The organism is Xanthomonas rydalmerensis, assembly GCF_033170385.1.
Lineage (GTDB): Bacteria > Pseudomonadota > Gammaproteobacteria > Xanthomonadales > Xanthomonadaceae > Xanthomonas_A > Xanthomonas_A rydalmerensis.
In genome coordinates this window covers 1,187,017-1,213,878 of the sequence record NZ_CP126170.1, presented here as the reverse complement: position 1 = coordinate 1,213,878, position 26,862 = coordinate 1,187,017, and the positions used below count along the sequence as shown (strand labels likewise).

The 26,862-nt window shown below is 69.0% G+C and carries 21 protein-coding genes; 5 read left to right on the top strand and 16 right to left on the bottom strand.

From position 1 onward, the window contains the following. Positions 1-10: 10 nt before the first annotated feature. The 3 genes from QN245_RS05075 to QN245_RS05065 are packed head-to-tail and all read left to right on the top strand — an operon-like array spanning position 11 to position 3,856. Positions 11-2,467 (top strand): DUF802 domain-containing protein, encoded by a 2,457-nt coding sequence (locus tag QN245_RS05075; protein WP_317844717.1) that lies wholly within the window; start codon positions 11-13, stop codon positions 2,465-2,467. Beyond that, positions 2,464-3,114 carry an OmpA family protein gene (locus QN245_RS05070; RefSeq protein WP_317844716.1) on the top strand — a complete coding sequence of 217 codons (651 nt, stop codon included), beginning with the start codon at positions 2,464-2,466 and terminating at the stop codon, positions 3,112-3,114. The genes QN245_RS05075 and QN245_RS05070 overlap by 4 nt, the downstream gene beginning before the upstream one ends. Then, on the top strand, positions 3,104-3,856 hold the full coding sequence (locus QN245_RS05065) for a DUF2894 domain-containing protein (protein WP_317844715.1): 753 nt from the start codon (positions 3,104-3,106) through the stop codon (positions 3,854-3,856). Before QN245_RS05070 ends, QN245_RS05065 begins: the two co-directional genes overlap by 11 nt. A gap of 194 nt (positions 3,857-4,050) precedes the next feature. Here QN245_RS05065 and tkt read toward each other — a convergent pair whose 3' ends face one another. The 13 genes from tkt to QN245_RS05000 form a co-directional block, all read right to left on the bottom strand. Then, positions 4,051-6,051, bottom strand: coding sequence for a transketolase (gene tkt, locus QN245_RS05060; protein WP_317844714.1), 2,001 nt, complete (start codon positions 6,049-6,051; stop codon positions 4,051-4,053). Positions 6,052-6,290: 239 nt separating this feature from the next. Further along, entirely contained in the window at positions 6,291-7,580 is a 1,290-nt protein-coding gene (locus QN245_RS05055) for a dicarboxylate/amino acid:cation symporter (protein WP_160965400.1), read from the bottom strand. A 419-nt stretch (positions 7,581-7,999) separates the two neighbouring features. After that, entirely contained in the window at positions 8,000-9,757 is a 1,758-nt protein-coding gene (locus tag QN245_RS05050) for a BatD family protein (protein ID WP_425612914.1), read from the bottom strand. Further along, the gene (locus tag QN245_RS05045; protein WP_317844713.1) at positions 9,754-11,586 is read right to left on the bottom strand and encodes a tetratricopeptide repeat protein; all 1,833 of its coding nucleotides are present in this window, start codon (positions 11,584-11,586) and stop codon (positions 9,754-9,756) included. The genes QN245_RS05050 and QN245_RS05045 overlap by 4 nt, the downstream gene beginning before the upstream one ends. Continuing rightward, complete coding sequence (locus tag QN245_RS05040) at positions 11,583-12,605, bottom strand: vWA domain-containing protein (RefSeq protein WP_317844712.1); 1,023 nt, start codon at positions 12,603-12,605, stop codon at positions 11,583-11,585. The genes QN245_RS05045 and QN245_RS05040 overlap by 4 nt, the downstream gene beginning before the upstream one ends. Further along, on the bottom strand, positions 12,602-13,069 hold the full coding sequence (locus QN245_RS05035) for a DUF4381 domain-containing protein (RefSeq protein WP_317844711.1): 468 nt from the start codon (positions 13,067-13,069) through the stop codon (positions 12,602-12,604). The genes QN245_RS05040 and QN245_RS05035 overlap by 4 nt, the downstream gene beginning before the upstream one ends. After that, on the bottom strand, positions 13,066-14,004 hold the full coding sequence (locus QN245_RS05030) for a DUF58 domain-containing protein (protein WP_317844710.1): 939 nt from the start codon (positions 14,002-14,004) through the stop codon (positions 13,066-13,068). Before QN245_RS05030 ends, QN245_RS05035 begins: the two co-directional genes overlap by 4 nt. A 58-nt stretch (positions 14,005-14,062) precedes the next feature. Further along, entirely contained in the window at positions 14,063-15,082 is a 1,020-nt protein-coding gene (locus tag QN245_RS05025; RefSeq protein ID WP_317844709.1) for an AAA family ATPase, read from the bottom strand. Between the two features lie 152 nt (positions 15,083-15,234). Then, entirely contained in the window at positions 15,235-17,154 is a 1,920-nt protein-coding gene (locus QN245_RS05020; RefSeq protein WP_184645341.1) for a type IV pilus secretin PilQ, read from the bottom strand. Positions 17,155-17,174: 20 nt separating this feature from the next. Then, entirely contained in the window at positions 17,175-17,696 is a 522-nt protein-coding gene (locus tag QN245_RS05015) for a pilus assembly protein PilP (RefSeq protein ID WP_425612943.1), read from the bottom strand. A gap of 14 nt (positions 17,697-17,710) precedes the next feature. After that, the gene (locus tag QN245_RS05010; RefSeq protein ID WP_160965390.1) at positions 17,711-18,376 is read right to left on the bottom strand and encodes a type IV pilus inner membrane component PilO; all 666 of its coding nucleotides are present in this window, start codon (positions 18,374-18,376) and stop codon (positions 17,711-17,713) included. Next, a complete protein-coding gene (locus QN245_RS05005; protein ID WP_160965389.1) occupies positions 18,373-19,170 on the bottom strand; it encodes a PilN domain-containing protein in 798 nt (265 codons plus the stop codon). Before QN245_RS05005 ends, QN245_RS05010 begins: the two co-directional genes overlap by 4 nt. Next, entirely contained in the window at positions 19,170-20,228 is a 1,059-nt protein-coding gene (locus tag QN245_RS05000) for a pilus assembly protein PilM (protein WP_017908825.1), read from the bottom strand. Before QN245_RS05000 ends, QN245_RS05005 begins: the two co-directional genes overlap by 1 nt. Positions 20,229-20,446: 218 nt before the next feature. Here QN245_RS05000 and QN245_RS04995 point away from each other — a divergent pair, with 218 nt between their 5' ends. Both QN245_RS04995 and QN245_RS04990 read left to right on the top strand, forming a co-directional pair. Beyond that, positions 20,447-22,876, top strand: a complete 2,430-nt coding sequence (locus QN245_RS04995; protein WP_317844708.1) for a penicillin-binding protein 1A — start codon at positions 20,447-20,449, stop codon at positions 22,874-22,876. Positions 22,877-23,028: 152 nt separating this feature from the next. Beyond that, positions 23,029-23,673: a hypothetical protein gene (locus QN245_RS04990; protein WP_160965387.1), complete on the top strand. Its 645-nt coding sequence runs from the start codon at positions 23,029-23,031 to the stop codon at positions 23,671-23,673. Between the two features lie 177 nt (positions 23,674-23,850). On the opposite strand, the gene QN245_RS04985 is transcribed toward QN245_RS04990, so the two are convergent. The 3 genes from QN245_RS04985 to QN245_RS04975 form a co-directional block, all read right to left on the bottom strand. Beyond that, on the bottom strand, positions 23,851-25,140 hold the full coding sequence (locus QN245_RS04985; protein WP_160965386.1) for a citrate synthase: 1,290 nt from the start codon (positions 25,138-25,140) through the stop codon (positions 23,851-23,853). A gap of 284 nt (positions 25,141-25,424) precedes the next feature. Beyond that, positions 25,425-25,667, bottom strand: a complete 243-nt coding sequence (locus tag QN245_RS04980) for a type B 50S ribosomal protein L31 (RefSeq protein ID WP_010341537.1) — start codon at positions 25,665-25,667, stop codon at positions 25,425-25,427. 155 nt (positions 25,668-25,822) lie between these two features. Then, on the bottom strand, positions 25,823-26,761 hold the full coding sequence (locus tag QN245_RS04975; protein ID WP_160965384.1) for a nucleoside hydrolase: 939 nt from the start codon (positions 26,759-26,761) through the stop codon (positions 25,823-25,825). Positions 26,762-26,862: the final 101 nt, after the last annotated feature.

Here is a 26,862-nt window from a genome sequence, read left to right as displayed (position 1 = left end):
TCCGACCCTCATGCCCAAGACCCTGTTCCATTCCGCCCTGTTCCTCGCCGGCCTCGCCGTGGTCTGCTGGATCGGCGCCGGCTATCTCGGCTCCAACCCGCTGGGCGCCGGCTTCGCCGCGTTGATCGGCCTCTGCTACCTGGCCGGCGTCGCCGAGCTGTACCGCTACCGCCAGGCCACCGCGACCCTGCACACCGCGCTGCGCGACGCCGAAGCTGCGCGCAGCGATCTGGGCGGCTGGCTGCAACGGCTGCACCCGAGCCTGCGCAACGCGGTACGCCTGCGCATCGAAGGCGAGCGCACGGCCCTGCCGGTGCCGGCGCTGACCCCGTACCTGGTCGGCCTGTTGGTGCTGCTGGGCATGCTCGGCACCTTCCTGGGCATGATGGCGACGCTGCGCGGCACCGGTCTGGCGCTGGACAGCGCCACCGACCTGCACGCCATCCGCGCCTCGCTGGCGGCGCCGCTGAAGGGCCTGGGCTTCGCCTTCGGCACCTCCATCGCCGGCGTGGCCGCCTCGGCGATGCTCGGCCTGCTCGCCGCGCTGTGCCGGCGCGAGCGCCTGCAGACGGTGCAGCAACTGGATCTGCATGCGGCCACCGCGCTGCGCACGCACTCGCTGGCCTACCAGCGCAACGAGGCGTTCAAGCTGCTGCAGACCCAGGCCACGCTGATGCCAAGCCTGATCGAGCGCATGCAGACGATGATGGCGGCGCTGGAACAGCACAGCGCGGTCAGCGGCGAACGCCTGGTCAGCAGCCAGGACGCGTTCCACAGCCGCACCGAGGCCGCCTACACGCGCCTGGCCGGAGCAGTCGAACACGCCCTGCAGGCCGGCGTGGCCGCGCACGCGCGTGCGTTCGGCGACGCGCTGGAGCCGGTGGTGCAACGCACGCTAGACGGCGTGGCGCGCGAGACCGCCGCGCTGCAGGACACCGTCGGCCAGGCGGTGCGGCGGCAACTGGACGGCCTGGCCAGCGGCTTCGCCCAGGCCGCCGAGCAGGCCACGCAGCGTTGGGACAGCGCGCTGGCCGAACAGCAACGCGTCAACGGCGCGCTGCTGGAGGAACTCGGTAGCGCGCTGCAACGCGCCGGCGACGGCCTGGAACAGCGTGCAACCACGATCGTGGAGGCGACCGCGGCACGCCTGCAGGCCGCCAGCGACGACGCCAGGCAGGCTTGGGCCGAAGCGCTGACGCAACAACGCGAGGTCAACGACAGCCTCGCCGCGCGCCATGCGCAGGCACTGGACACCGTGGCAGGCCGCCTGGATGCCACCGCCGAGGCCGCACAGCAGGCCTGGAACGCCGCGCTGGAGCAGCAGCGCGATGCCAACGCGGCACTGGTCACACGCAACGCGCAGGCGCTGGACACCGTGGCGATGCGCTTGGACGCTACCGCCGAGGCCGCACAACAAGGCTGGGGCGCGGCGCTGGCACAACAGCGCGAGGTCAACGACACCCTCGCCACGCGCAATGCGCAGGCGCTGGAGACCGTGGCGACCCGCTTGGATGCCACTGTCGAGGCCGCGCAGCAGGCCTGGAGCGCGGCGCTGGCACAGCAACGCGAGGTCAACGAGGCCCTGGCCGTGCGCAACGCGCAGGCCCTGGACACCGCCGCCGCCAGCCTGGAACAGCGCGCCGCCGCGCTCGCCGAGACGCTGCAGCAGGCCCATGCCGACCTGCAGGAGGCGCTGGAAGCGCGCGACCAGGCGCGTCTGCGCGCCTGGACCGACAGCTTCGCCAGCATGGCCGCGACCCTCGGCGGGCAATGGGAGCACCACGGCGAGCGCATCGCGCAGCGCCAGCAGGAGATCTGCAGCACGCTGCAGGAAACCGCCGCGGCGATGTCGGAACAGAGCCAGGCGCAGGCGCGCGACACCATCGCCGAGATCGAACGGCTGGTGCAGGTGGCCTCGGAAGCGCCAAAGGCCGCGGCCGACGTGGTCGCGGAACTGCGCCAGAAACTCTCCGACAGCATGGTCCGCGACACCGCGATGCTGGACGAGCGCAATCGCCTGCTGGCCACGCTGCAGACCTTGCTGGAGGCGGTCAACCACGCGTCCACCGAGCAGCGCAGCGCGGTGGACGCCTTGGTCGCGACCTCGGCGGATTTGCTGGAGCGCGTCGGCAGCCGTTTCACCGACCAGATCGAAGCGCAGACCGGCAAGCTCGACGAGGCCGCCGCGCAGGTCGTTGCCGGCGCCACCGAGGTGGCCAGCCTGGGCGACGCGTTCTCCGGCGCGGTGCAGGCCTTCGGCGAATCCAACATGGCCCTGCTGGAACGCCTGCAGGGCATCGAGCAGGCGCTGGACAAGTCGCTGGCGCGCAGCGACGAACAGTTGGCCTACTACGTGGCGCAGGCGCGTGAGGTGATCGACCTGAGCATGCTGTCGCAGCAGCAGATCACCGAGGAGCTGCGCCAGCTCGCTGCGCGCCAGGCGCCCGACCAGGCCGACGTGACATGAGCGACGAGCTGGAACTCGACGCCGACACCGGCGCGCCGGTCTGGGCGGTGTTCGGCGACCTGATGTCGGTGCTGCTGGGCGCGTTCGTGCTGATCCTGATCGGGGTGATCGGCGTGCAGCTGCAGCTGTCGAACAAGCTGGATGCGGAAATGCGCCAGCGCCAGCTCGAAGCGCAGCAGCGCAAGACCCTGGAACAGGCGCTGGCGGCGCCGCTGGCGGCCGGCCGGGTGACCCTGGTCGATGGCCGCATCGGCATCCGCGGCAACGTGCTGTTCGCGCTGAACTCCGACCAGTTGCAGCCGGAAGGTCGCGACTTGCTGAAGAGCCTGGCCGCGCCGCTGGCCGGCTATCTCAAGGCGCGCAACGAGATCCTGATGGTCAGCGGCTTCACCGACGACCGCCAGGTGCGCGAGAGCAACCGCCAGTTCGCCGACAACTGGGAACTGTCGGCCGAGCGCGCGCTGACCGTGACCCGTGCGCTGATCGAGGCAGGCGTCCCGGCCGATGCGATCTTCGCCGCCGCCTTCGGCGCACAGCAGCCGGTGGCGCCGAACGCCGACGAGGCCGGACGCGCCAGCAACCGCCGCGTGGAGATGGCCCCGCTGCCGCGCATGGGCAAGCGTGCCGCGACACCGCATGCACCCTGATCCGAATCCCGCCATCGACCGACTTGCCGCCTGGCGCGCACAGCACGCCGAGCGGCTGGACCCCCCGCTGCACTTCCGTTTCCTGGAAGCACTGGCGCGCCGCACCGAGGCGCAGCAGGGCAAGACGCGGGAGCTGCTGGAGCAGAAGCTGTCCGCCCTGCTCGACGCCTACGCGGCGGCGCTGGATGCATCCTCACGGAACGCCGGCGATCCTGATGCCGACGCCGCGATGCGATCGACCCAGCCGAGTCCGCTCGGCGCCCTGTTGGCGCAGTATCGTGCGGCCGCTGCGCCCACCATGTCCGGCACCGATGCCGAACTTGGCAGCGGCACCGACAACACCGCCGGCGCCGCGGCGCAGGCAGTGCCGATGGCAGCGGAGGCAACGACGTCATCCCCCGCCGCGACCGCGGCCGCGCGCCTCGCTGCGCCGCAGCTGCCCGCCGTCGAAGAGGCGCGCCGGCTGTGGACCGAACTGCGCAGCCGCAGCCAGCTGCGGCAATCGCTGCAGCAGGCACCCGCCGATGCCGGCCCGCTGAATTCCGGCGTGCTGGTACACCGCTCGCTGGCATTGATGCGCACGCTCTCGCCCGGCTACCTGCAGCACTTCCTGTCCTACGTCGATGCACTGTCCTGGCTGCAGCAACTGCACGATGGCGGCGCACTGGCGAAGCAGCAGCAATCCGGCAGCGCCGTCGGCAAAGCGACGACACCGCGCAGCAAGCCGCGCAAACGCGGTTGACCACATCGCCAATGCACGTAACGCCGACAGCGTCGTGGTAGGAGCGGCTTCAGCCGCGACGGGCGTTACAGGGAACGGCGGTCGCGGCTGAAGCCGCTCCTGCCAAAGCCACTTTCCTCACACGACACATCCACACAGGCAAGAAAAAGGCCGGCATGCGCCGGCCTTTCCCGTCACCCATCGTGGAGCTCGGCTTACAGCGCCTTCGCCGCCGCCACCACATGCTCGGCGGTGATCTGGAAGTGCTTGTACAGCACGTTCGCCGGCGCCGAGGCGCCGAAGCTGTCGATGCCGACCACGGCGCCGTCCAGGCCCACGTAGGCGCGCCAGAACGCGGTGACACCGGCTTCCACCGCCACGCGCTTGCGCACCGCCGACGGCAGCACCGACTCGCGGTAGGCGGCGTCCTGGCGATCGAACACGTCGGTGCACGGCATCGACACCACGCGCGTCTTCAGGCCCGCGGCATCCAGCGCCTGCTTGGCTTCCACCGCCAGGCCGACTTCCGAGCCGGTACCAATCAGGATCACGTCGGGCGTACCGCCCTCGGCATCGGCCAGCACGTAGCCGCCGCGCTCGATCTGCTTGATCTGCTCGGCGCTGCGCGCCTGGAACGGCAGGTTCTGGCGGCTGAACACCAGGCAGCTCGGGCCATCCTTGCGGGTGATCGCGGCCTTCCAGCTCACCGCCGACTCCACCGTGTCGCAGGGGCGCCACACGTCGTTGTTGGGGATGTAGCGCAGCGACGCCAGGTGCTCCACCGGCTGGTGAGTCGGGCCGTCCTCGCCCAGACCGATCGAGTCGTGGGTGTAGACGTGGATCGCATGCGCCGGGATCAGCGCGCTCATGCGCACGCCATTGCGCGCGTAGTCGCTGAACACCAGGAAGGTGGCGTCGAACGGAATGAAGCCACCATGCAGCGCCAGGCCGTTGGCGATGGCGGTCATGCCGAACTCGCGCACTCCGTAGTACACGTAGTTGGCGTTCGGATCGTCGGTCGCGACCGACTTGCTGGCCTTCCACAGGGTGAGGTTGGAATGCGCCAGGTCGGCCGAACCGCCGACCAGCTCCGGCAGCAGCGGCGCGAAGGTTTCGATCGCCATCTGCGAGGCCTTGCGCGAGGCGATGGTCTGGCCTTCGGCGGCCTGCTTGGCGATGTAGGCGTCGGCCTGGGCGAGGAAGTCCTCCGGCAGCTCGCCGTGCGAGCGGCGGGTCAGCTCCGCGGCTTCGGCCGGGTACTGCTTGGCGTACTTGTCGAAGGCCTGCTCCCACTCGGCCTGGCGCAGCGTGCCGGCCCCGCCGGCGCGCCAGCCGTCGTAGATTTCCTGCGGAATCTCGAACGGCGCGTACGGCCAGTTCAGCGCCTTGCGCGCGCCTTCCAGCTCTTCCTTGCCCAGCGCGGCACCGTGCGAGGATTCCTTGCCGGCCTTGGTCGGCGCACCGAAGCCGATGGTGGTGCGGCAGCACAGCAGGGTCGGCTTCTCGCTCTCGGCGATGGCCGCCTCGATCGCGGCCTTGACCGCGTCGGCGTCCTGGCCGTCGACATCACCGATCACGTGCCAGCCGTAGGCCTCGAACCGGGCCGGGGTGTTGTCGCTGAACCAGCCGGCGGTGTTGCCGTCGATGGAGATATGGTTGTTGTCCCAGAACGCAACCAGCTTGCCCAGGCCCCAGGTGCCGGCCAGCGAGGCGGCCTCGTGGGACACGCCTTCCATCATGCAGCCGTCGCCCATGAACACCCAGGTGCGGTGGTCGACGATCTGGTGCTCGGGGCGGTTGTAGCGCTGCGCCAGCAGCTTTTCGGCCAGCGCGAAACCGACCGCATTGGCGAAGCCCTGGCCGAGCGGGCCGGTGGTGGTCTCCACCCCGGGGGTCTCGCTGCGCTCCGGATGGCCGGCAGTCTTGCTGTGCAGCTGGCGGAAGCGCTTGAGCTCCTCGATCGGCAGGTCGTAGCCGGACAGGTGCAGTAGCGCGTACTGCAGCATCGAGCCATGGCCATTGGACAGCACGAAGCGGTCGCGGTTGAACCAGTGCGGATTGTTCGGGTTGTGGCTGAGGAAGTCGTTCCACAGCACTTCGGCGATGTCGGCCATGCCCATCGGCATGCCGGGATGGCCGGAATTGGCGGCCTCGACCGCATCGGCGGCAAGGAAACGGATCGCGTTGGCGAGTTCGCGGCGGGTAGGCGTCGTCATGAGGGATCTGTCGGAAGCGGGCGCGTGGCGTCGGGTCCGTTATTGTCCCACAGGCGGGGATTGGAGATTGGGGATTGGGGATTCGCAGCGGCACTGGCTGGACGCTTCAGATGGCGTCGGAGCGGCTTCAGCCGCGGCGGGCCATTCCCGGCAAACACCTATCGCGGCTGAAGCCGTTCTCACGCGTGGTCCGTCAGGCGGCGGCACTGCCGCCTTTACCAATCCCTAATCTCGAATTCCTAATCCCGGCCGTCCTCGCCCTTGGCCACCAACGTGGTCAGCGCCAGGTCGCCGGTCACGTTCAGCGCGGTGCGGCACATGTCCAGGAAATGGTTGACGCCCAGGATCATGCCGATGCCGACCGGGTCCACGCCGACCATCGCGCAGATCAGCGCCACCACCGGCAGCGAGCCGGACGGCACGCCGGCAGTACCGATGCCGCCGAGGATGCAGACCAGCATCACCATGCACTGCTGCGCGATGCTCAGCTCCACGCCGAAGAACTGCGCCAGGAAGATCACCGTCACGCCTTCGAACAGCGCGGTGCCGTTCTGATTGGCGGTGGCGCCGACGGTCAGCACGAAGCGCGAGACCTTGTGCGGCAACCCCATCTGGTCGGCCACGCGCAGCGCAGTCGGCAGGGTGGCGTTGCTGGACGCGGTGGAGAACGCCATCACCGTCGCTTCGCGGGTGGCGCGGAAGAACCACAGCGGCGAGCGCCCGGCCAGGCGCACGGCCACGCCGTAGCTCACCACCATGTGCAGGCCCAGCGCCAACACCACCACGCCCACGTAGGCGCCCAGCCGTACCAACAACTCGAAGCCGAACAGGGCCGCCAGGTTGAACATGAAGCAGGCCACCGCATACGGCGCCAGGCGGATCACCAGCCCGATCAGGGTCATCGAGATCTCGAACACGCCCTCGATGCCGCGCCGCAGCGTCGCCACCTTGGCGTCCTCGCTGAGCACCATGCCCACGCCGAACATCACCGCGAAGAACATCAGCGACAGGATCGCGCCGTTGCTGGAGGCGGCTTCGATCACGTTGTCGGGCACGATCGACAGCAGCATGTCCATGCCGTGCGGCTGGTGCTTGCTCTGGTCGACGATCTGCGCGGTACGCTCCACGTTCTGCTGCAGCAACTGCTGCGCCAGCTCGCGATCCACGCCGATGCCGGGCTTGAGCACGTTGACCAGCACCAGCCCGAGCAGCACCGCCACGCCGGACAGCACCACGGTGTAGCCCAGCGTCTTCCAGCCGATCCGGCCGAGCGCGCGGATGTCGCCCATCTCCGAAATGCCCATCACCAGCGCCGAGAACAGCAGCGGCACGATCAGCATGAAGATCAGGTTGAGGAACAGCTTGGAGAACGGCGTGGTGAGGTACTTGGTCAGCGCCTGCACCCAGGCCGCATCGCCCCCGACGCTCATGTGTACCGCCAGCCCCAGCACCAGTCCGAGGACGAAGCCGATCGCCATTTTCCAGTGCAACGGCATGCCGGTTTCGGCCTTCACGGGGGTGTCGGTCATGAGTGCGCCTTGCGAGAGAGAACCCCGAGCTTAACAAACCCCCACTGGGAGGCCGCAAGCCCGCGCGGGCCGTGCGCCAGCCGCGCCGCATCCATGCCCGCATGCGTGGCCGTGATCCGCGATCAAGACACGCTTCGCCCCCTTTCTTTCTCCGTACATGCCAGCGCGACCGCGTCACGCCCTACCCAGACAGGTCTTGCTGAGCCGGGCGCGGATCGGGCCACCCTCGCACCCTCGACACAGGCAAAGACGCCTCGGCCACGCACATCTTGCGACCCACGACATCGAAGCAACGGCTGCTGGAGGAAATACGCCTCTGTCTTCTCTCCGGGACCAATCCGTCGCCAAGCGCCAGCTTGCGGCAACTCCTTGACGCACGCACTACGCGGCGCCGTTCGCTCTCGCCGACGAGGGACGCTTCACGCGTCGCGCGGATACAGCGGCGGCAGCTCGTCCTTGTCCTGCTTGCGCGACGTAGTGCGCCAGCGCGGGCCGGCCCAGAACGCCTGGCGCAACGCGGCGCGCGCGCCGGCCACATCGCCACCACCGCCCCAGCGTGCGTGTTGCATGCGCAGCACCGCGTCGCGCTGCGTCGGATCGTCCAGACGCTGCACCACCGTATCCAGATCGGCGACGCCAGCCTGCGCGCACAGGATCGCCGCGACCTCGTCCAGTCCGCCGCTGTCCAGGGCCTTGCGCAACTCCGGCAGCGCGGCGCGTGGATTCACGGGCGCCGACGTCGCGCCAGGCGCAGCGTTGGGCGCCGTCGCCGGCAATGCGGCGGCGACGCGCAAGCGGCGCGCGCGACGCCAGGCCCAGACCAGGGTCGCCAACCACAGCACCGCGAAACCCGCGGCCAGCCCCATCCACAGCGACAACGAGGCCAGCCAACCCTGCAACGTGTGCGTCGGCGCCACCGCGTTGTCGGCCGGCACCACGTTCAGCGTCGGCGCCGCGGGACTGACCGGGGCCGGTGCCGGCGCAGGCACGCCTTGCCCGGGCTGCACCTGCAAGGTCAGGTCCGGCAGGCTGGCCTCGCGCGCGGCGCCGGCGCCGACGTCCCACCACGGCATGCGCAGGCCACGCACCAGCAACGGGCCCGCCGCCTGCGGCACGATCGAGTAGCGACGGCTGACGGTCACCTGCGGACCGCCGTCGACGAAGCGTTCCTGCACCTGCGGCGGCTCGGCGAACACCTGCGCACCATCGACGCTGGGCGTGGGCAGCTCGGGGAACTGCGCCTGGGTTGCGCCGCGCGCGGTCGCCTCGACCACGATGTCGGCAGCCTCGCCGGCCTTGGCGCGCTGCGGCGTGGCGGTGTAGCGCAGGCGCAGTTCGTGCAGCGGCAGCCACGGCTGCGGCGCGTTGGCCGGCTGCGCGCGCACCTGCAGGGTTTGCGCAGTGCCGCGCGCATTGAGTTCGCCGCCGCGGCCGAAGTAGTCGTCGAAGAAGCCGGTGGGACCGCGGCCACTGAAACGCGCGCCCGGCAGCAGCAGCGAACCGCTGCGTTCGGGGACCAGCAGGTAGTGCCGTTCGACCACCGTGTACATGCGTCCGTCGATCTGGCGGCGATTCTGGATGTCGTCGCCGACGCGCTGCAGCGACGCGCCGGCCGGCGCGTCCAGGTCGAGTTCGCCCGAACTCAGCGGCACGCCGAGATACAGCCGCACCACCACGCCCACGCTCTGCTGCACGTAGGGTTGTGCGTCGTCGACGACGGTCTGCACGAACACGTCGGCGTTGCCCACCTGCGCCGGCACATCGGCATTGGTGGTGGCCGGCGCCGCGGCACTGGCCGCAGCCACCTCCAGCCGCAATGGCGCGGTGCGCTCGTTGCCGACCTGCAGCGACGGAATCTCCAACGTGCCGGTGTTGCGCGGCGTCAGCATCACCCCGAACAAGGACTTCGCCGAGACCGCGCCATTGACGATCTGCATCTGCCGGCTCTTGACCTCGTTGCTGAGCGCGAAATCGGCGCGCAGCGGCGTGTAGTCCGGCGTCGCCGCCGCCTGGTCGGTCTCGATGTTGAGGGTCACGCCCTCGCCGGCGCCGACATTGTCGCGATCCAGCCACGCGCGCGTGGCGGCGCCCGCCGGCAACGCCAGCAGCAGCGCGGCCACTACCATCAACGCCGCGAAGACGCGTGTCCCCTGGCCGAGTCGCTTGAAGTGGGTCATGGTTCTTGTTCCCGCTGCCTGCGTTCGTGTTCCAGCCTGAATTTGGCGCGCAGCAGATTGCCCGGATCGTCCGGCACCCGCCGCAACCACGCCTCTACCGCCTGGCGCTGCTCGCGCTGCTGCGGCGTCTCGTTCGCGGCGGCAGCGGCACGTTCGGCGGCCTGCTTGTCGGCGCCGCCCTGCTGCGCCATCGCCTGCTGCATCTGCTGGCGCTGCGCCGCATCGGCCTGCTGTTGCGTCTGCGCATCGCCGGGTTTCGGCGGCGCCTGTTGCGCGTCCTTGGTGCCATTGCGTCCCTGCTGGCCGTTCTGTTGCTGGCCGCCCTGTTGCTGATCCTTCTGCTGCTGGTCCTGCTGCTTGCCCGACTGCTGCTGACTGTTCTGCTGTTGACCGCTCTGTTGCTGGCCGTTCTGCGGCTGCCCATCCTTTTGCTGCTTGCCGTCCTTGCCCTGCTGGCCGGACTTCGAATTCTGCGACGACTGGCGCTTGCGTGCCGCCTCCACCGCAGCGCGGTTGGCGATCGCATCGGCCATCTGCGGATGCAGCTTCAGCGCCTTGTCATAGGCGTCGATCGCCTCGTCGTAACGGCCCTGGCGCGCCAGGGCATTGCCGAGGTTGTACCAGCCGGCATCGCTGTCGATGCCTTCGAACTGCTGTTGTGCGGCGGCGAAATCGCCCTTGCGGTAGGCCTGCACGCCCGCGTCCAGCCGTTGCTGGCGGACCTGGTCGGCACGTTCCCACCACCCGCCTGCGACAGGGCCGGGCGCCGGCGTCTGTGCCTGCGGCGCTGCCGGTGCCTGCGCATGAACCGGTAGCGGCATCGCCAGCGGCGCCAACACCAGCAGCAGCACCGCGGCGCCACCACGGCGGCGGAACGCGAGCAATGCCAGCAGCATCAGCGGCGGCAGCAACCAATAGCCTTGATCGAGCCACACGCGGCCATGGCTTTCGTCGGCCGCCGTCGCCTCTTCTTCCTGGGGCCGCAGCACGCCCAGCGCGCGCAGATCCGCATCGTCGGGCGTCAACGCGGCATAGCGTCCGGCGCCGGCCGTCGCCAACGCACGCAGCGAACCCGCATCCAGTTGCGCGTGCGCCAGCCGGCCCTGGTCGTCGCGGTACGCAGCACCCTGCGCAGTGCCCAGCCCCAGCGCTGAAACGTGATACCCCTGCCCGGCCGCACGCGCCGCCGCCTGCTGCGCTTGTGCGTCGGCCTGATCGCTGAGCACCAGGATGTCGCCGCGGGAGAAGCCGGCCTGACGCAACAACTGCGCCGCCCAGTCGATCGCCAGGTCGGTACGCTGTCCCGGCACCGGCATCACCTGCGGCGTCAAGGCGTCGAGGAACAGGCCGACGTTCGCCGCATCGTCGGTCAGCGGCGCCACCGTGTATGGCTCGCCGGCATACGCGAGCAAGGCGACTTCGCCGCCGGCGCGCTCGTGCAGCAAGCGCGCCAGCTTGGCCCGCGCCTGCAATAGCCGCGACGGCGGCAGATCGCGCGCGTCGATCTGCGCGGACAGGTCCAGCGCGATCACCAACGGCGTGCGCGCCTGCCACAGCGGCTGCTGTTCCTGGCGCCAGCTCGGCCCGGCCAGCGCCAGCACAGCCAGCACATAGCCCAACGCGCCCACCAGCAGGCCGGCATTGCCCTTGGCGTCGCCACGTGCCAACAGGTGCGGCAGCAGATGCGGGTCCACCGTGCGCCGCCAGATGTCGCGGCGGCGACGCCGGCGCCACCAGCTCCAGCCCAGCAACGGCAGCAACAGCAGTGCCCACAGCCACTCAGGGCGCAGCAGGTGCAGGGCCTGGAGGAACTCCATCATGCGGGTCATTGCCGCCTCCAGGGCCAGATGAAGGACAGCAGGGCCAGCGCCAGCGCCGCAGCCAACGGCCAGGCGTAGCGCTCGATCCGCGGCCGCACCGCCGGACCGGCCGAACGCACCGGTTCGAGCCGGTCCAGCTCGGCGTAGATCGAGGCCAGTTCGGCGGTATCGCGGGCGCGGAAGAAGCGACCGCCGGTGTCCTGCGCGATCTTGCGCAGCGTGTCCTCGTCGACCTGGTCGCCGCCGCCGCTGCCGGGAATCGGCAGGCCGAACAGCGACATGCCGCCATCGCCGCCGAAGGCGATGGTGTACACGCGCACGTGTTCGGCCTTGGCCAGTTCGGCGGCCTTCAGCGGATCGAGCACGCCGGCGGTGTTGACGCCGTCGGTGAGCACGATCAACACCCGCTCGCCCTGCTGCTGCTCGCGCAGGCGCTTGACCGCCAGCGCGATCGCATCGCCCAGCGCGGTCTCGCGGCCGGCCAGGCCGACCACGCTGTCGCGCAACTGGTCGCGCACCGTGGCAAGGTCCGCGGTCAACGGCGTCAGCGCATACGCCTGCTGGCCGAACACCAGCAAGCCGATGCGGTCGCCGTCGCGGCGGTCGAGGAAGTCGGCCAGCACCGCCTTGGCCGCGGTCAGGCGATCGACGACGCGCCCGCCCAGGGTCATGTCCGGCTCGCTCATGCTGCCGGACAGATCCACCGCCAGCATCAACTGCCGCGCCTGCTGCGGCGGCGCGATGGGTTCGCCAAGTTGCAGCGGTCGCGCCGCGGCGGCACACAGGCAGAACCATGCCAGCCAGGCCAGCCAGACGCTGGCGCGCCACAACCCGCCACGCGCCGGGGCGGCGGCCACGGCCTGCAGGCGCTCGCCATAGGGCACGCGCAAGGCCGGCGCATTGCCGCGCCGCGCCGGCAGCAGCAGATTGGCCAGCAAGGGCAGCGGCATGGCCAGCCACATCCAGGGCCAGGCGAAGCCGGCCACCAGATCGCTGAGGCTCTGCCACGACGACGGCAACAGACTCATCGCCGTCCTCCGCGCCGCGCCGCCATCAACGCCAGGAACCGGCGCCGCGCCAGCGGCAGCAGCGCCTGCACCTGCGCCGGGTCCACGCTGGGCCGGTAGCCGCCATCGAGCAGCACACGGCCGGGGCCGGTGGAGAAATCCTGGCGCTTGTCGCCGCCATCCAGGAACCGCAGCCAGTCCTCGCCCTGCAAGGCCGCAGCGGCCGGATCGCGGCGTTGTGCCGCACGCCGCAACAGCTCCGAGACCGCGGCCACCTGCGCCGGCGGTTCGCCCGTGCGCGTTGCCGCGTCGAACTGGCGCTGCCAACGCTGCACGCGCTGGCGCCGGCGCATCCACACGAACAGCGCCGCGCCGATCGCCAGCAGCAACACCACCGCCAGCATCCACCAGCCCGGCGCGGGCGGCCACCAGGCCGGTGCCGGCGGCAGATGCACATCGCGCAGGGGCAGTTGTTGCGGGCTCATACCGTCGCGCCCCGTTGCACCGGCAGCAACCACGACTCGCTGGACGCATCGCTCAGCAACACCCGCACCTGCACGCCGCGGCCCGGCAGTTCCGCGGCCAGGGTTTCCAACGGCTGCACGAACTGCGCGCGCCAGCGCTGTTGTGCGGTGCTCGCCAGCAGATCCACTTCCACGCGGCGGCCGCTCGCCCAGAACGGCAGGGCCGCGCGCGGCGGCTGCACTTCCAGCGGATCGGCGAGCAGCAGCAGCTCCACTTCGTTGTGCAGTGCCAGCGCAGCCCAGCGCGCCGCGGGCACGGCCTGCGCGCTGGCCGGGTCGGCCAGCACGGTCAGGCGCGACCCCGGGCGCAACAGCTTGGCCGCGTGATCCAGGGCCATGCCCAGGCCGGCGTCGTCCTGCGGCGGCTGCGCATACCAGCGCGTCAGCGCATCCAGCACGCGCAGGACGCCGCGCGGTCCGGAGGCGGGCGGCACCGGTGCTTCGCTGCGGCTGCCGCGCAAGGCGGCCAGGCGATCGCCCTGGCGCTGCGCCGCCCACGCGGCGACCGCCCCGGCACGCGCCGCCTGCACCGACTTGAAGCGGACGCGGGTGCCGAAATACAACGACGGCGCGGTGTCGGCAACGATCAGGCTGAGCCGTTCGCGCTCGGCCTGGAACAATTTTGTGTGGGTGCGGCCGCTGCGCGCGGTGAGCCGCCAGTCGATGTGGCGGACGTCGTCGCCCGCCACATACTCGCGCGATTCGGCGTACTCCATGCCGCGCCCGCGCATGGGCGACGGCGCAGCGCCGCTGAGGCCATGGCGGCCGCGGCGCGGTGGCGGGATACGCGCAACGGCGGCACGCAGGGCCACCAACTCGGCCAGGCTGGGACGGATCCCCGCCTCGGCCGGCGCGGCGGCGTGCGGCATGCCCGGCGCGGTCGGCTGCGGTGCCATGCTCGTTACTCCGCGCGCAGGCGGGCGGCGGGCAACAGCCGTGCTTGGCCGCGTCCGGTCACGGCGGCGGCACCTTGTCCAGCAGCGCCGCGACCAGGCGATCGCCGTCCCAGCCTTCGGCGGTGGCTTCGTAGCTGGGCAGCACGCGGTGGCGCAGTACATCGGCGGCGACCGCGCGCACGTCGTCGGGCGTGACGAAGTCGCGTCCGGCCAGCCATGCCCGGGCGCGCGCGCAACGCTCCAGCGCGATCGAGCCGCGCGGGCTCGCGCCCCAAGCAATGCGCCGCGCCAACGCGGCGTCGTAGCCGCTGGCATCGCGCGAGGCCAGCACCAGTTCGATCAGATAGCGCTCCAGCGGCGGCGCCATGTGCAGCGCCAGCACCGCGCGTCGCGCCGCGAACACGTCGTCCAGCGGCATGCGCGGCGGCGGCGCCTCGCCCGCCTCCAGCGTCTCGCGCGCGCGTTCGCGCGCCAAGCGCAGGATCTCCGCTTCCGCTGCCGCTTCCGGATAGCCGATCCGCACGTGCATCAGGAACCGGTCCAGTTGCGCCTCCGGCAGCGGGAAGGTGCCTTCCTGCTCGATCGGGTTCTGCGTCGCCATCACCAGGAACAGCTTCGGCAGCGCATAGGTATGCCGGCCAACGGTGACCTGACGCTCGCCCATCGCTTCGAGCAGCGCCGATTGCACCTTGGCCGGTGCACGATTGATTTCGTCGGCGAGCAGGATCGGATGGAAGATCGGCCCAGGCAGGAACTCGAAGCGGCTTTCCTGCGGACGCCACACTTCGGTGCCGGTGAGGTCGGCCGGGAGCAGGTCGGGCGTGAACTGCACGCGGGCGAAGTCGGCCTCCAGGCGTGAGGCCAGGGCGCGAATCGCCGTGGTCTTGGCCAGGCCGGGCGCGCCTTCGACCAGCAGATGGCCGTCGGCGAGCAGCGCGATCAGCAAGCGCTCCACCAGCGCCGACTGGCCGACGATGGTCTGGGACAGGCCGTCGCGCAGTGCGACGAACGCGGCGTGCAGGCGCTGCTGCTCGGGCGCGGCCAGCGGGGAATCGGGGGTCGGGGATGGAGTGTTCATTTGCGCAGTCTGACCGATCGCCGGTGAAAATGGTTCCGCGTCTGGCCGAGGCTCCAGGCCGCGAATTCAGGGTTTCCTCATCCATGGCCGCAAACGGCGACGGGAGAGGCCTGCGCCTCTCCCGTCGGAAGATCCCGCCTGTCCGCAGCGGCTCAGCCCGGCGCGCGCTTGGCTACGCGCATCACCTTCGGGGTCACGAAGATCAGCAACTCTGCCTTGCTCTTGCTGCGACCACGCTGCTTGAACAGGTTGCCCAGGAACGGGATGTCCCCCAGGAACGGCACCTTGGAGATGCTGCTGCGATCGCTGAACTCGTAGACGCCGCCGATCACCACGGTCTGCCCGTCTTCGACCAGCACCGCGGTATTGATTTCGCGGCGATTGATTTCCGGAACGGTGCCGTACAGCGGCAGGGTGACGTAGCGCTCCACCTCGTCCTTCTTGACGTTCATGTTCAAGAAGATGCGGTTGTCGTCGGTGATGGTCGGCGTCACCTTCAGTTCCAGCAGCACTTCCTTGAACTGCACGTTCGGGGTGGCGGCGGTGCCGCCGGTACCGCCGGTGACCGTGACGTAGCCGATTTCCTTGCCCTGCCGGATCACCGCCTCGCGCTGGTTGGAGGTCACGATGCGCGGATTGGAGATCACCTCACCCCGGCCTTCTTCCTGCAGCGCCGACAACTCCATGTCCAACGAAAAGTTGGCGCCCAGCAAGGTGTAGGCGATGGCGCCGGGCGTCCCGGTGGTGAAGGTCCCAGCCGGCATGTTGAAGTTCAGGCCGCCGGGGATGTTGTGCACGTTGTTGTTGATGATCGACGTGTTGTTGGCCAGGTTGCCGCTGACCACGCCGGTATTGCCGCCGTACTGCCGGCGGCCGGCAATGCCGAAGCGCGCGCCCAGGTCGCGGGCGAAGGTGTCGGTGGCGATAACGATGCGGCCCTCGATCAGCACCTGGTCGACCGGCCGGTCGATCACGTTGATCAGCTCGCGCATCTGCGCGACCTTCTTCGGGATATCGCTGATCATCAGCGTGTTGGTGCGCTCGTCGGCGACGAGGCGCCCGCGTGGCGACAGGAAGCCGTTGTCGTTCTGGCTGCTGCCGCTGCCACCCGAGCCGCCACTGCCACCACCGCCACCGCCACCACCGATGCCCTTGGCCTCAGTCAGCGCCTTGAAGATCGCCGTGGCGCTGTGGTAGTTGATCTGCACATAGTCGGTGATCAGGTCCTCGCGGTTCTCGATCGCGATGCGCGCGTCTTCCTTGTCCTGCTCGAACTTGGCCAGTTCCTGCTGCGGCGCGACCCAGATCACCTTGCCGTCGCGGCGCTTGTCCAGGCCCTTGGCGCGCAGCACGATGTCCAGCGCCTGGTCCCACGGCACATTGACCAGGCGCAGGGTGACGCTGCCCTGCACGGTGTCGGAGGCGACGATGTTGAGATTGGATTCCTCGGCGATCAGCTGCAGCACCGTGCGCACCGGCACGTCCTGGAAGTTGAAGGTCACCGGCTTGCCGCTGTAGCCGCGCTCGGCCACCTGCGCGGCGGCCTGGCTGACCGTGGTCGCGGTGACGGCGCCCACCGCCGGCGCGGCGGCGCGCGGGGTGATCTCGACCACGTACTCGTTGCCCGACTGGTAGGCCAGCGATTCGAATGCGCCATTGGTGTTCAGCACCAACTGCGCGCCGCCCGCGTAGGGCTTGGCATCGATGCGCTGCACCGGCGTGGCGAAATCGGTGACGTTGAGCGGGTGCTGCAGCTCAGGCGGCAGCATGGCGTTACCGACGTCGACCACGACGCTGTTGCCCTGGGTACGCAGGTCAGGACTGGCGCCGTTGCCGTTGAAGGACAGGATCAGCCGCCCCGCACCGCCGTCGCCGCGCTTGAAGTCGATCTTCGACACCGTGAGCTTGGCCGGCGCCGCCGCGGGTGCGGCGGGCGTGACAGCAGGCGCGGCGGCCGGCGCCGCGCTGGCGACGACCGCATTCCCGAGTAGTGCCGCCAACCCCAACGCGCATAGCCGCATCGTCGCATGACGCCGGATGGGGCGCAGGCTCAGGGCTTTGGAAAAAGTCATCGTGCTATCCCCATAATCAATCATTGATCGTCCAGCGCGACGGAGGCGGGACGTTCCAACCAGCCGCCGGCGCCATCCGGCACCAGTTCAATCAAATCGATGCGATCCTCGTGCACCCCGGTCACGCGGCCATCGCTCTGCCCCATGTACACGCCCGGACGCACGCGGTAGGTCACCTTGTCCGGCGCCATCACCAGCGCGACCTGACCCGCGCCGCTACCCAGCGTGCCGACCATGTTGAGGCTGTCCAGCGGGAACTGCTCCAGCGGTTCCTTGCGGCGGTTCGGATCCGGGCGCAGACCGCTGCTGCCATCGGGATTGGCCCAGGCATCGCTGAACGGATCGCGCAGGCCCTGCGCCGCATATTCGAAGGTCTCGAACTGCTGCATCACCGGCAACGGCTCCAGCGGCTGCGCCGGTCGCGCGCGCACTTCCTTCACCCAGTTCTCCAGGTTCGGCGCATCGCCCGGCGTGCTGGTGATGGTGCGGCCGCACGCGCCAAGCACCAACGCCAATGCGCCCGCAACGAGCATCCTGACCATCCGCTGCTGCCGGCTCATGCGCCACCGCCTTGCTTGCCCGCCTTCTTGGCGGCCTGCTCCTGCTCTTCCATTTCCTTGTCGTCCAGGTAGCGATAGGTCTTGACCGTACCGGACAGTTCCAGCTCGCCGCGCGCGGTGATGCCGTTGCTCTTGTCGCGCGGTTTCAGGTTGATGTCGTGCATGGTCAGGATCACCACCCGTGGCAGCGACGCCACGCCGCTGACGAAGGCGCCGAACTGGTGGTAGCTGCCGACCATGCGCAAGGCGATCGGCTTCTCCGCGTAGAACTCCTTCGGCGACTCCGGACCCGGCTGGAACAACTCGTTGGTCAGGCCGCTGGACAGCGCGGTCTGCGAGATGTCGATGATCAGGTCGGGCATCTCGGTCTTGCTCGGCAGCTGTCGCAGCATCTGCTGCAGCACCTGCTCCATCTGCACCAGTTGCTGCTTGAGCGGCTGCAGGTTGACCGCACGGCTCTGCTCCTTCTCGAAGGAGGCGCGCAACTCGGTTTCCTTCTGTTCCAACGCCTGCAGCTCGTCGCTCTTGCTGCTGATCAGCAGGAACCAGGACAGGATCAGGATGAACAGCGTCACCAGCACGCAGAACACGATCTTGGCCTGCTGCGGCCAGTTGCCGATGTTGTTGAAATCCAGCTCTTTGATGTTGAATTTCTTGCTCATGACGCCGGTCCCTGTTGCGCTGGCTTGGCGGCGGGTGCCGGCGGAGTGGCCGGGGCCGGGGCGGCAGCGCTGCCGGGGGCAGGTACGGCCGCAGGTGCTGCGCCTGGTGCCTGCGCAGGCATCGACGTGCCAGGCGTGCCGCCCGCGGGGGCTGCGCCAGGGGTTGCGGGCGTGGCGGCACCGCCCGGCGCCGTGCCGGCGGCCGCCGGATCGGTGCTCTCGCCCGGCACCGGCAGCTTGACCCGCAGCGTGAACACGTACGGCAGCGCCTTGGTGTCGAGGATCGGGCCCTTGGCTTCCTTCTCCTGGGCCTTGGCCTCGATCACCGTCAGCTCCGGATTGGTCATCCAGCCCGAGCCTTCGAGGTTGCGCATGTAGGTACTGACTCGCGCGTTGGACTGCGAGCGACCTTCCAGGGTCAGCATGTCGCCTTCCTGCTTCACCGAGGTCAGCACCACCCCGTCGGGGATGGTCCGCACCAGCGAGTCGAACAGATGCACCATCTGCGAGCGCTTGGCCTGCAGTTCCTCGATGACCTGCTTGCGCGCCAGCAGCCGCCGCTTCTTCTCGTCGAGGGTGTCGATTTCCTTGTTCTGCGCCTGGACCTTCTCGATCTCGGTCTGCAGATACGCGTTGCGCTCGTTCTGGCCGCTGATCTGCAGGTCGTAGTAGAACCAGATCAGCCCGGCCAGCAGCACCCCGGCGAATGCGGCCAGGCCCAGCATCGAGTAGAACTCGCGTTCGCGCTGCTTGCGCCGTTCCGCCCGCCAGGGCAGCAGATTGATCTTCGCCATCAGTCGAAGCTCCTCAGCGCCAGGCCGGTGGCGATCATCAGCGCCGGCGCATCCTGGGCCAGCGCGTGCGCCTGGACCTTCGGCCCCAGGGTCATCTGCGCCAACGGATTGGCGACCACCGTGGCGACGCCGAGTTGCTCCTCCACCATCTCCGGCAACCCGGCCAGGGCGGCGCAGCCGCCGGCCAGGACGATGTGATCGACCCGGTTGAATTCGCTGCCGGCGTAGAAGAACTGCAGCAGGCGGCTGATCTGCTGCACCGTGGCTTCCTTGAACGGTTCCAGCACCTCGACCTCGTAGCTCTCCGGCAGCCCGCCCTGGCGCTTGGCCATGCCGGCTTCCTCGTAGGTGAGCCCGTAGCGGCGCATCACTTCGTCGGTCAGCTGCTTGCCGCCGAACACCTGCTCGCGGCTGTACAGGCTACGCCCGCCGCGCAGGACGTTGAGGGTGGTCATGGTGGCGCCGATGTCGACCAGGGCGACGATGCCGTCGGCGGCCACCGGCAATTCGCTGGCCACCAGCGCGAAGGCGTTCTCGACCGCGAAGGCCTCCACGTCCATCACCTTGGCCACCAGGCCGCCGAGTTCAAGGGCCGACTGGCGCAGTTCCACGTTCTCCGAGCGCGAGGCGGCCAGCAGCACCTGCACCATCTCGGGGTTGTTGGGGATGACGCCCAGCACCTCGAAATCCAGGTTCACTTCGTCGATCGGGTACGGGATGTAGTTCACCGCCTCCAGCTCGACCTGGGCTTCCAGTTCGCTCTCGTCCAGCTCGGCCGGCATCGGGATCACCTTGGTGATCACCGCCGAACCGGCCACGGCGGCCGCGGCATGCTTGGCGCGGGTGCCGGAACGGGTCACGGCGCGGCGGATCGCCTCGCCCACCGCCTCGACCTCGACGATGTTCTTTTCGACCACGGCATTGGGCGGCAAGGGTTCGACGGCGTAATGCTCGACACGGAACCGGTTGCCGTTACGCGAAAGCTGCAGCAGCTTGACCGCAGTCGAGCTGATGTCGATGCCGATCAGCGGTTGCTGACTCTTTGGGATAAGCCCCACGGATTTTCCCCTGCCGGCGGGCACTTGGACGCCAATGTTGCGCCAGCGCATTAATAACAAATTTTTTGCAATTGGCAACCGCCCGGTTGCATGCCGCGATCCGTGTCACGGCACGACCTGCGGCAGCAAACCCGTCGCATCCCCGGAACCGGCCCCAGCCGTTCCCCGGCGTACTCTATACTCTGCGCCCAAGAAATCTGCAATCGGAATCTCTCGCGATGCCCCGTTTTCGTCGTTGGCTGCGCTGGGCGCTGGTCATGTTGGTCCTCCTTGGCCTGGTCGGCGCCGCCGTGGCAGGCGGGCTCTACTACGTCGTCTCCTCCAAGCTCCCGGACGTGCAGACCCTGCGCAAGGTCGAACTGCAGGAGCCCATGTACGTCTACTCCAGCGACGGCAAGCTGATGGCGCTGTTCGGCGAGACCCGGCGCTACCCCATCACCATGAAGGACGTGCCGGAGCGGCTCAAGCAAGCCTTCCTGGCCACCGAGGACGCCCGCTTCTACGAGCACGGCGGGGTCGACTACAAGGGCATCGCCCGCGCGGTGTGGCTGCTGGCCACCACCAACGACAAGCGCGTGCCGGGCGGCTCCACCATCACCCAGCAGGTCGCCCGCCAGTTCTTCCTTAGCTCGGAATACAGCTATACCCGCAAGCTGGCGGAGATCCTGCTGGCGCGCAAGATCGAGGCCGAGCTGACCAAGGACCAGATCTTCGAGCTGTACCTCAACAAGAGTTTCTTCGGCAACCGCGCCTACGGCATCGCCGCCGCCGCCGAGTACTACTACGGCAAGAAGCTCAACGAGCTGAGCCTGGACGAGATGGCCTCGCTGGCCGGCATCCCCAAGTTCCCCTCCAGCGGCAACCCGATCAGCAACCCGGAGCGCGCCAAGCAGCGCCGCGACAACTATGTGCTCAGCCGCATGGCCGCCCTGGGCTTCATCACCCCGGCCGAGGCCGAGGCGGCCAAGGCGGTGCCGATGCACGCCGCGCCGCACGAGCGCCCGGTCGAGGTCGAGGCCCCGTACGTCGCCGAACTGGTGCGCCAGGAGATGATCGCGCGCTTCGGCGGCGACGTGCTGGACAAGGGCTACCACGTCTACACCAGCATCGATTCGACCCTGCAGACCGCCGCCAACCATGCGGTGCGCCAGGGCCTGGTCGTCTATGACCGCCGCCACGGCTGGCATGGCGTCGAGAAGCATTTCGACCTGCCCGCCAACGCCGATGCGGCCGCACTGGCCAGCCACCTGAGCGGCGTCTACGCGCAGGGCGGGATGCTGCCGAGCATCGTCGCCAGCACCGGCAGCGACGGCAGCGCCACCGTGGTGCTCCCCAACAAGACCGAGCTGGTGCTACCGGTGGCCGCCAGCCGCTGGACCGGGCGCAGCCCGGCCACCCTGCTCAAGCGCGGCGACCTGGTGCGTATCCAGGCCGGCGACAAGCCGGGCGAATGGGAGATCACCCAGATCCCGCGCGGCCAGGCCGCGCTGGTGTCGCTGGACGCCCACAACGGCGCGCTGCGCGCCATGGTCGGCGGCTTCAGCTATGCCGGCAACAAGTTCAACCGCGCCACCCAGGCGCGCCGCCAGCCGGGTTCCAGCTTCAAGCCGTTCCTGTACGCGGCCTCGTTCGAAAAGGGCTTCAACCCGGCCTCGATCGTGCTCGACGCGCCGGTGGTGTTCCGCGACCGCCGCGGCAAGACCTGGTCGCCGCAGAACGACGGCGGCGGCTTCCGCGGCCCGATGCGCCTGCGCGAGGCGCTGGTGCAGTCGCGCAACCTGGTCTCGGTGCGCCTGCTGGACGCCATCGGCGTGGACTTCGCACGCAAGTACATCAGCCAGTTCGGCTTCCAGGAAGCCGAACTGCCGCCGAACCTGTCGATGTCGCTGGGTACCGCTTCGCTGACTCCGCTGTCGGTGGCGCGCGGTTACACCGTGTTCGCCAACGGCGGCTCGCTGGTCAACACCTGGATCATCGACAAGGTCACCGACCGCGACGGCAATGTCCTGTTCCAGGAGCACCCGCTGACTGCCTGCCGCAGCTGCGGCAGCGTCGGCGGCAACACGGCGCCGGTCAGCCAGGTGGTCGACGGCTTCAACTTCGGCGCGGCCACGCCGCCGCCGGCGGCCAAGCCGGCCGCGACCACCGCGCCAGCCGCGGACGAAAAGGCCCCGGCCACCGATCCCGAGGCCAAGGTGGCGCCGCGCGCCATCGACGAGCGCACCGCCTATCAATTGGTGTCGATGATGCGCGACGTGGTCCAGCGCGGCACCGGCGCCGCGGCCAAGGTGCTCGGCCGCGAGGACGTGGGCGGCAAGACCGGTTCCACCAACGACCATCGCGACGCCTGGTTCTCCGGCTTCGGCGGCCCCTACGTGACCACGGTGTGGGTCGGCCGCGACGACTACCGCTCGCTCGGCTACCGCGAGTACGGCGGCAAGGCCGCGCTGCCGATCTGGATCGACTACATGCGGGTCGCGCTGAAGGACCAGCCGATCGCCCGCAACGATCCGCCGGGCGGCATGGTCCAGGTCAGCCTCAACGGCGCCACGGAATGGGTCAAGACCGAGGACATGGACCGCATCCAGCAGTTCGACGAAAGCCTGCAGGACCAGAAGACCGACGACGCCGCGTTCGACATCTTCTGATCACTCCGCTTCCCCCGCCCCCGGCGCTCGCCGGGGGCACGTCCGCCGGGCGCGCCTCGCCCGGCGGACACTGGCTCACGCGACACCGCCGCTACACCTGAATTTCGCAAGGCTGCGGTACAGTCGGGGCAGGCTTTGAGGGGAGGCGCACCATGCACCACGCTCGGCAACATGCCCGGACCCGCACGCACGAACGCCGTCGCCGACTGGCGCACGAAGCCGCCCGGCTGATGGCTGAAGGCGGCATCCGCGATTTCCACCAGGCCAAGCTCAAGGCCGCCGAGCGGCTCGGCATCCATGACGACGCCTCGCTGCCGCGCAACAGCGAGATCGAGGACGCGCTGCGCGAGTACCAGCGGCTGTTCGCCGGTCCGGACCATGCCGGCGAACTGCGAAGGCGGCGCGAGGCGGCGCTGCGCGCGATGGACTTCCTGCATGCGTTCGCGCCACGGCTGGCCGGACCGGTGCACGACGGCACCGCCGATGCCAACAGCCCGGTGCAGCTGCACCTGCACAGCGACGACGCCGAGGCGGTGGCGCGCTTCCTCGAAGAACACCGGATCCCGGCCGAGCTGCGCAGCCGCCGCCTGCGCCTGGACCGCGAGCGCAGCGAGGACTTCCCGGTGTGGCTGTTCGCCGCCGAGGAACTGACCTTCGACCTGACCGTACTGCCCTACGACGCGCTGCGCCAGGCGCCGCTGTCGCAGGTGGACGAGAAGCCGATGCGGCGCGCCTCGATGCCGCAACTGCGGCAACTGCTGACCGAGCAGGACATCGCCGCCTACCAGGACGGCTGAGCGCACCACCATTCCGCGTCGTGGATGCGACGGGCGCCGCACGATCGCGCGGGCGCCCGTATTCCGGCTCGCCGCGCACGCGACGAGGCACCTGCCACTTCCCTTCCCCGCTTCACCCGCCACAAACGAAAAACGCCCCGCGAGGCGGGGCGTTCCGGACAGCCTTGCGGCGATCGATCAGCGCTTGTCGGCGTTGGTGTAGTCGCGCTTGTCGTAGCCGGTGTAGATCTGGCGCGGACGGCCGATCTTCATTTCCGGGTCGACCTGCTGCTCCAGCCAGTGCGAGACCCAGCCGGCGGTACGGGCGATGGCGAACATCACGGTGAACATCTCCACCGGAATGTTCAGCGCCTTGTAGATGATGCCCGAGTAGAAGTCGACGTTCGGGTACAGCTTGCGCTGCACGAAGTAGTCGTCCTTCAACGCGGCCTCTTCCAGCTTCAGCGCAACTTCCAGCAGCGGGTCGTTGACGCCCAGCTCGCCCAGCACCTTGTGGGTCATCTCGCGGATGATCTTCGCGCGCGGGTCGAAGTTCTTGTAAACGCGGTGGCCGAAGCCCATCAGGCGGAAGCTCGAGTTCTTGTCCTTGGCCTTGGCCACGGCGCTCTCGACGTTGTCGGCGGTGCCGATCTCTTCCAGCATCTTCAGCACGGCTTCGTTGGCGCCGCCATGCGCCGGGCCCCACAGCGCGGTGATGCCCGCGGCGACCGAGGCGTACGGGTTGGCGCCGGTGGAACCGACCAGGCGCACGGTCGAGGTCGAAGCGTTCTGCTCGTGGTCGGCGTGCAGGATGAACAGCAGGTCCAGGGCCTTGGCCACGACCGGGTTCATCTCCAGCTGCTCGCTCGGCACCTCGAACATCATGTGCAGGAAGCGCTCGACGTAGCCGAGGTTGTTGCGCGGATAGCGGATCGGCCAGCCGATCGAGTAGCGATAGGCGGCGGCGGCGATCGTCGGCACCTTGGCGATCAGGCGGATCGCGGCCAGGCGGCGCTGCTCCGGATCGTTGAGGTCGAGGGTATCGTGGTAGAACGCCGACAGCGAGGCCACGGTACCGGCCATCATCGCCATCGGGTGCGCGTCGTGGCGGAAGCCGCCGAGGAAGTTCTTCAGCGACTCGTGCATCATCGTGTGATGCGTCACTTCGTGGTCGAACTTCTTGAATTCGTCGGCGGTGGGCAACTCGCCGTTCATCAGCAGGTAGGCCACTTCGAGGAAGTTGGACTTCTCGGCCAGTTGCTCGATCGGGTAGCCGCGGTACAGCAGCACGCCGTTGTCGCCGTCGATGTAGGTGATCGCCGACTTGCAGCTGGCGGTCGCGGTGAAGCCCGAGTCGTAGGTGAAGAGACCGGTCTCCTTGGTCAACTTGGAAATGTCGACGCAATCGTTGCCCAGGGTGGGCTTGAGTACCGGAAGAACGACCGACGTGTCGCCGGCGTTCAACGTGACCTGATCAAGATCGGACACAGTGTGCGCTCCTCGATGGAAGGCGCCTGTCCGATTACGTTGCGAACAGACGCGTGAAGGAAGTCCACGGCAATCGCCACGGATCGCGCCATTATCGCACAGCAGCATTTGCGCCGTCGCTCACCGCTCATGCCGCACGATGGCGGCAGGAAAGCGACACAGCGTTGCATCCTCGCCGCACTTTCACGGAAGGATGACACCGGCGCATCACGCCGGGAGGAGATCGCAGATAGCAAAACGGCCGCGCAAGCGGCCGTCGCTTTACATCCGTTCGACGGTTCCGATCAGCGCGCGTAGCGCTTCTGGAACTTGTCGATGCGGCCGCTGGTGTCGATGACCTTGTGCTTGCCCGTATAGAACGGATGCGAAGCCGAGGAAATTTCGACCTTGATCAGCGGATACTCTTCGCCGTCCTCCCACTTGACCGTCTCTTTCGAGGACATGGTCGAACGGGTCAGGATCTTGAAATCGGAGGTGACATCGTGGAACACGACGTCGCGGTACTGGGGATGGATGTCGGCCTTCATGGGCTCGCACCGTAGGTGGCTGCTGGACAAGAGGGAAACTATAACAGCCCTCCTGCCCTGCACGCAACGTTTACGTGATGGCACGTGAGGTGACGGCTCACGAGGCCGCCGCCCTACCAATGGGTCCCGCCCGGACTCGGGCGGGACCGGCAGGCTTAGCCGGCACCGACCGCCGTGCGGGCCAGATCCAGGAACCGTGCATGGTCGTAGCGGATGAGCATGGTCGCGTTGTCCGGCAGGCCCAACTGGCGGTTCCAGTCGACCAGGGTGGCGCCGCGGGTGTGCACCCCGGACAGCTCGATCTGCATCGGGCGCGACTGCACCTCCTGGGCACCGTCGGGCTGCAGCGCCCAGGCCATCGCCAGCGCGTCGGCGGCATACCAGTGCTCGCCGCGCGCGTCTTCCGACCACAGCCGGGTCTTGCGCGAGATCAGCTCGTAGAAGCGCGCCTTCGGCGCATCCACCGCCAACCACTGCTCGACCTCACGGTGCGGCAGGCCGTGCGCCACGGTCGCCTCCCAATCGGCGACCTCGATGTGCGGGAACGCCTTGAACACGATGTGCGCCGCCTCCGGATCGAAGGCGATGTTGAATTCCGCGGCCGGGGTGATGTTGCCGTGGCAGGTGATCGCCCCGCCCATCACCAGGAAGCGGCCGACGCGCTGCGGCAGGGTCGGATCCAGCTTCAGCGCCAGCGCGATGTTGGTCAGCGGCCCCAGCGCGACCAGCAGCAGGCGCCCGGCGTACTGGTGCGACAGGCGCAGGATCGCCAGCGCGGCATGCTCGGCCTCGGCGCCGCGTGCGGCCGGCGGCAGGTCGACGTCGCCGAAGCCGTCCTGGCCGTGCACGTGCCCAGCGTCCACCGACGGATGCAGCAGCGGATCGGCGCAGCCGGCGAACACCGGCACATCCTCTCGCCCGGCCACTTCGCACAGTTTCAGCGCATTGCGCACGGTGTGGCGCAGCCCGACGTTGCCGGCGGCGATGGTCAGCCCGACCACCTCATGGCGCGGATCGGCGAACGCCATCAGTAGCGCCAGCGCATCGTCCACGCCGGGGTCGGTATCGATCAACAGGGGAATCTTGTCGCTCATGCGTCGCTTCGCTCGTCCATTCGGTCGCCGAGTCTGGCACCGCGGCGCAGGCATGGGAAGGATTGGGGAGTCGGGATGACCAGCCATTCGGCTGTTGAAAG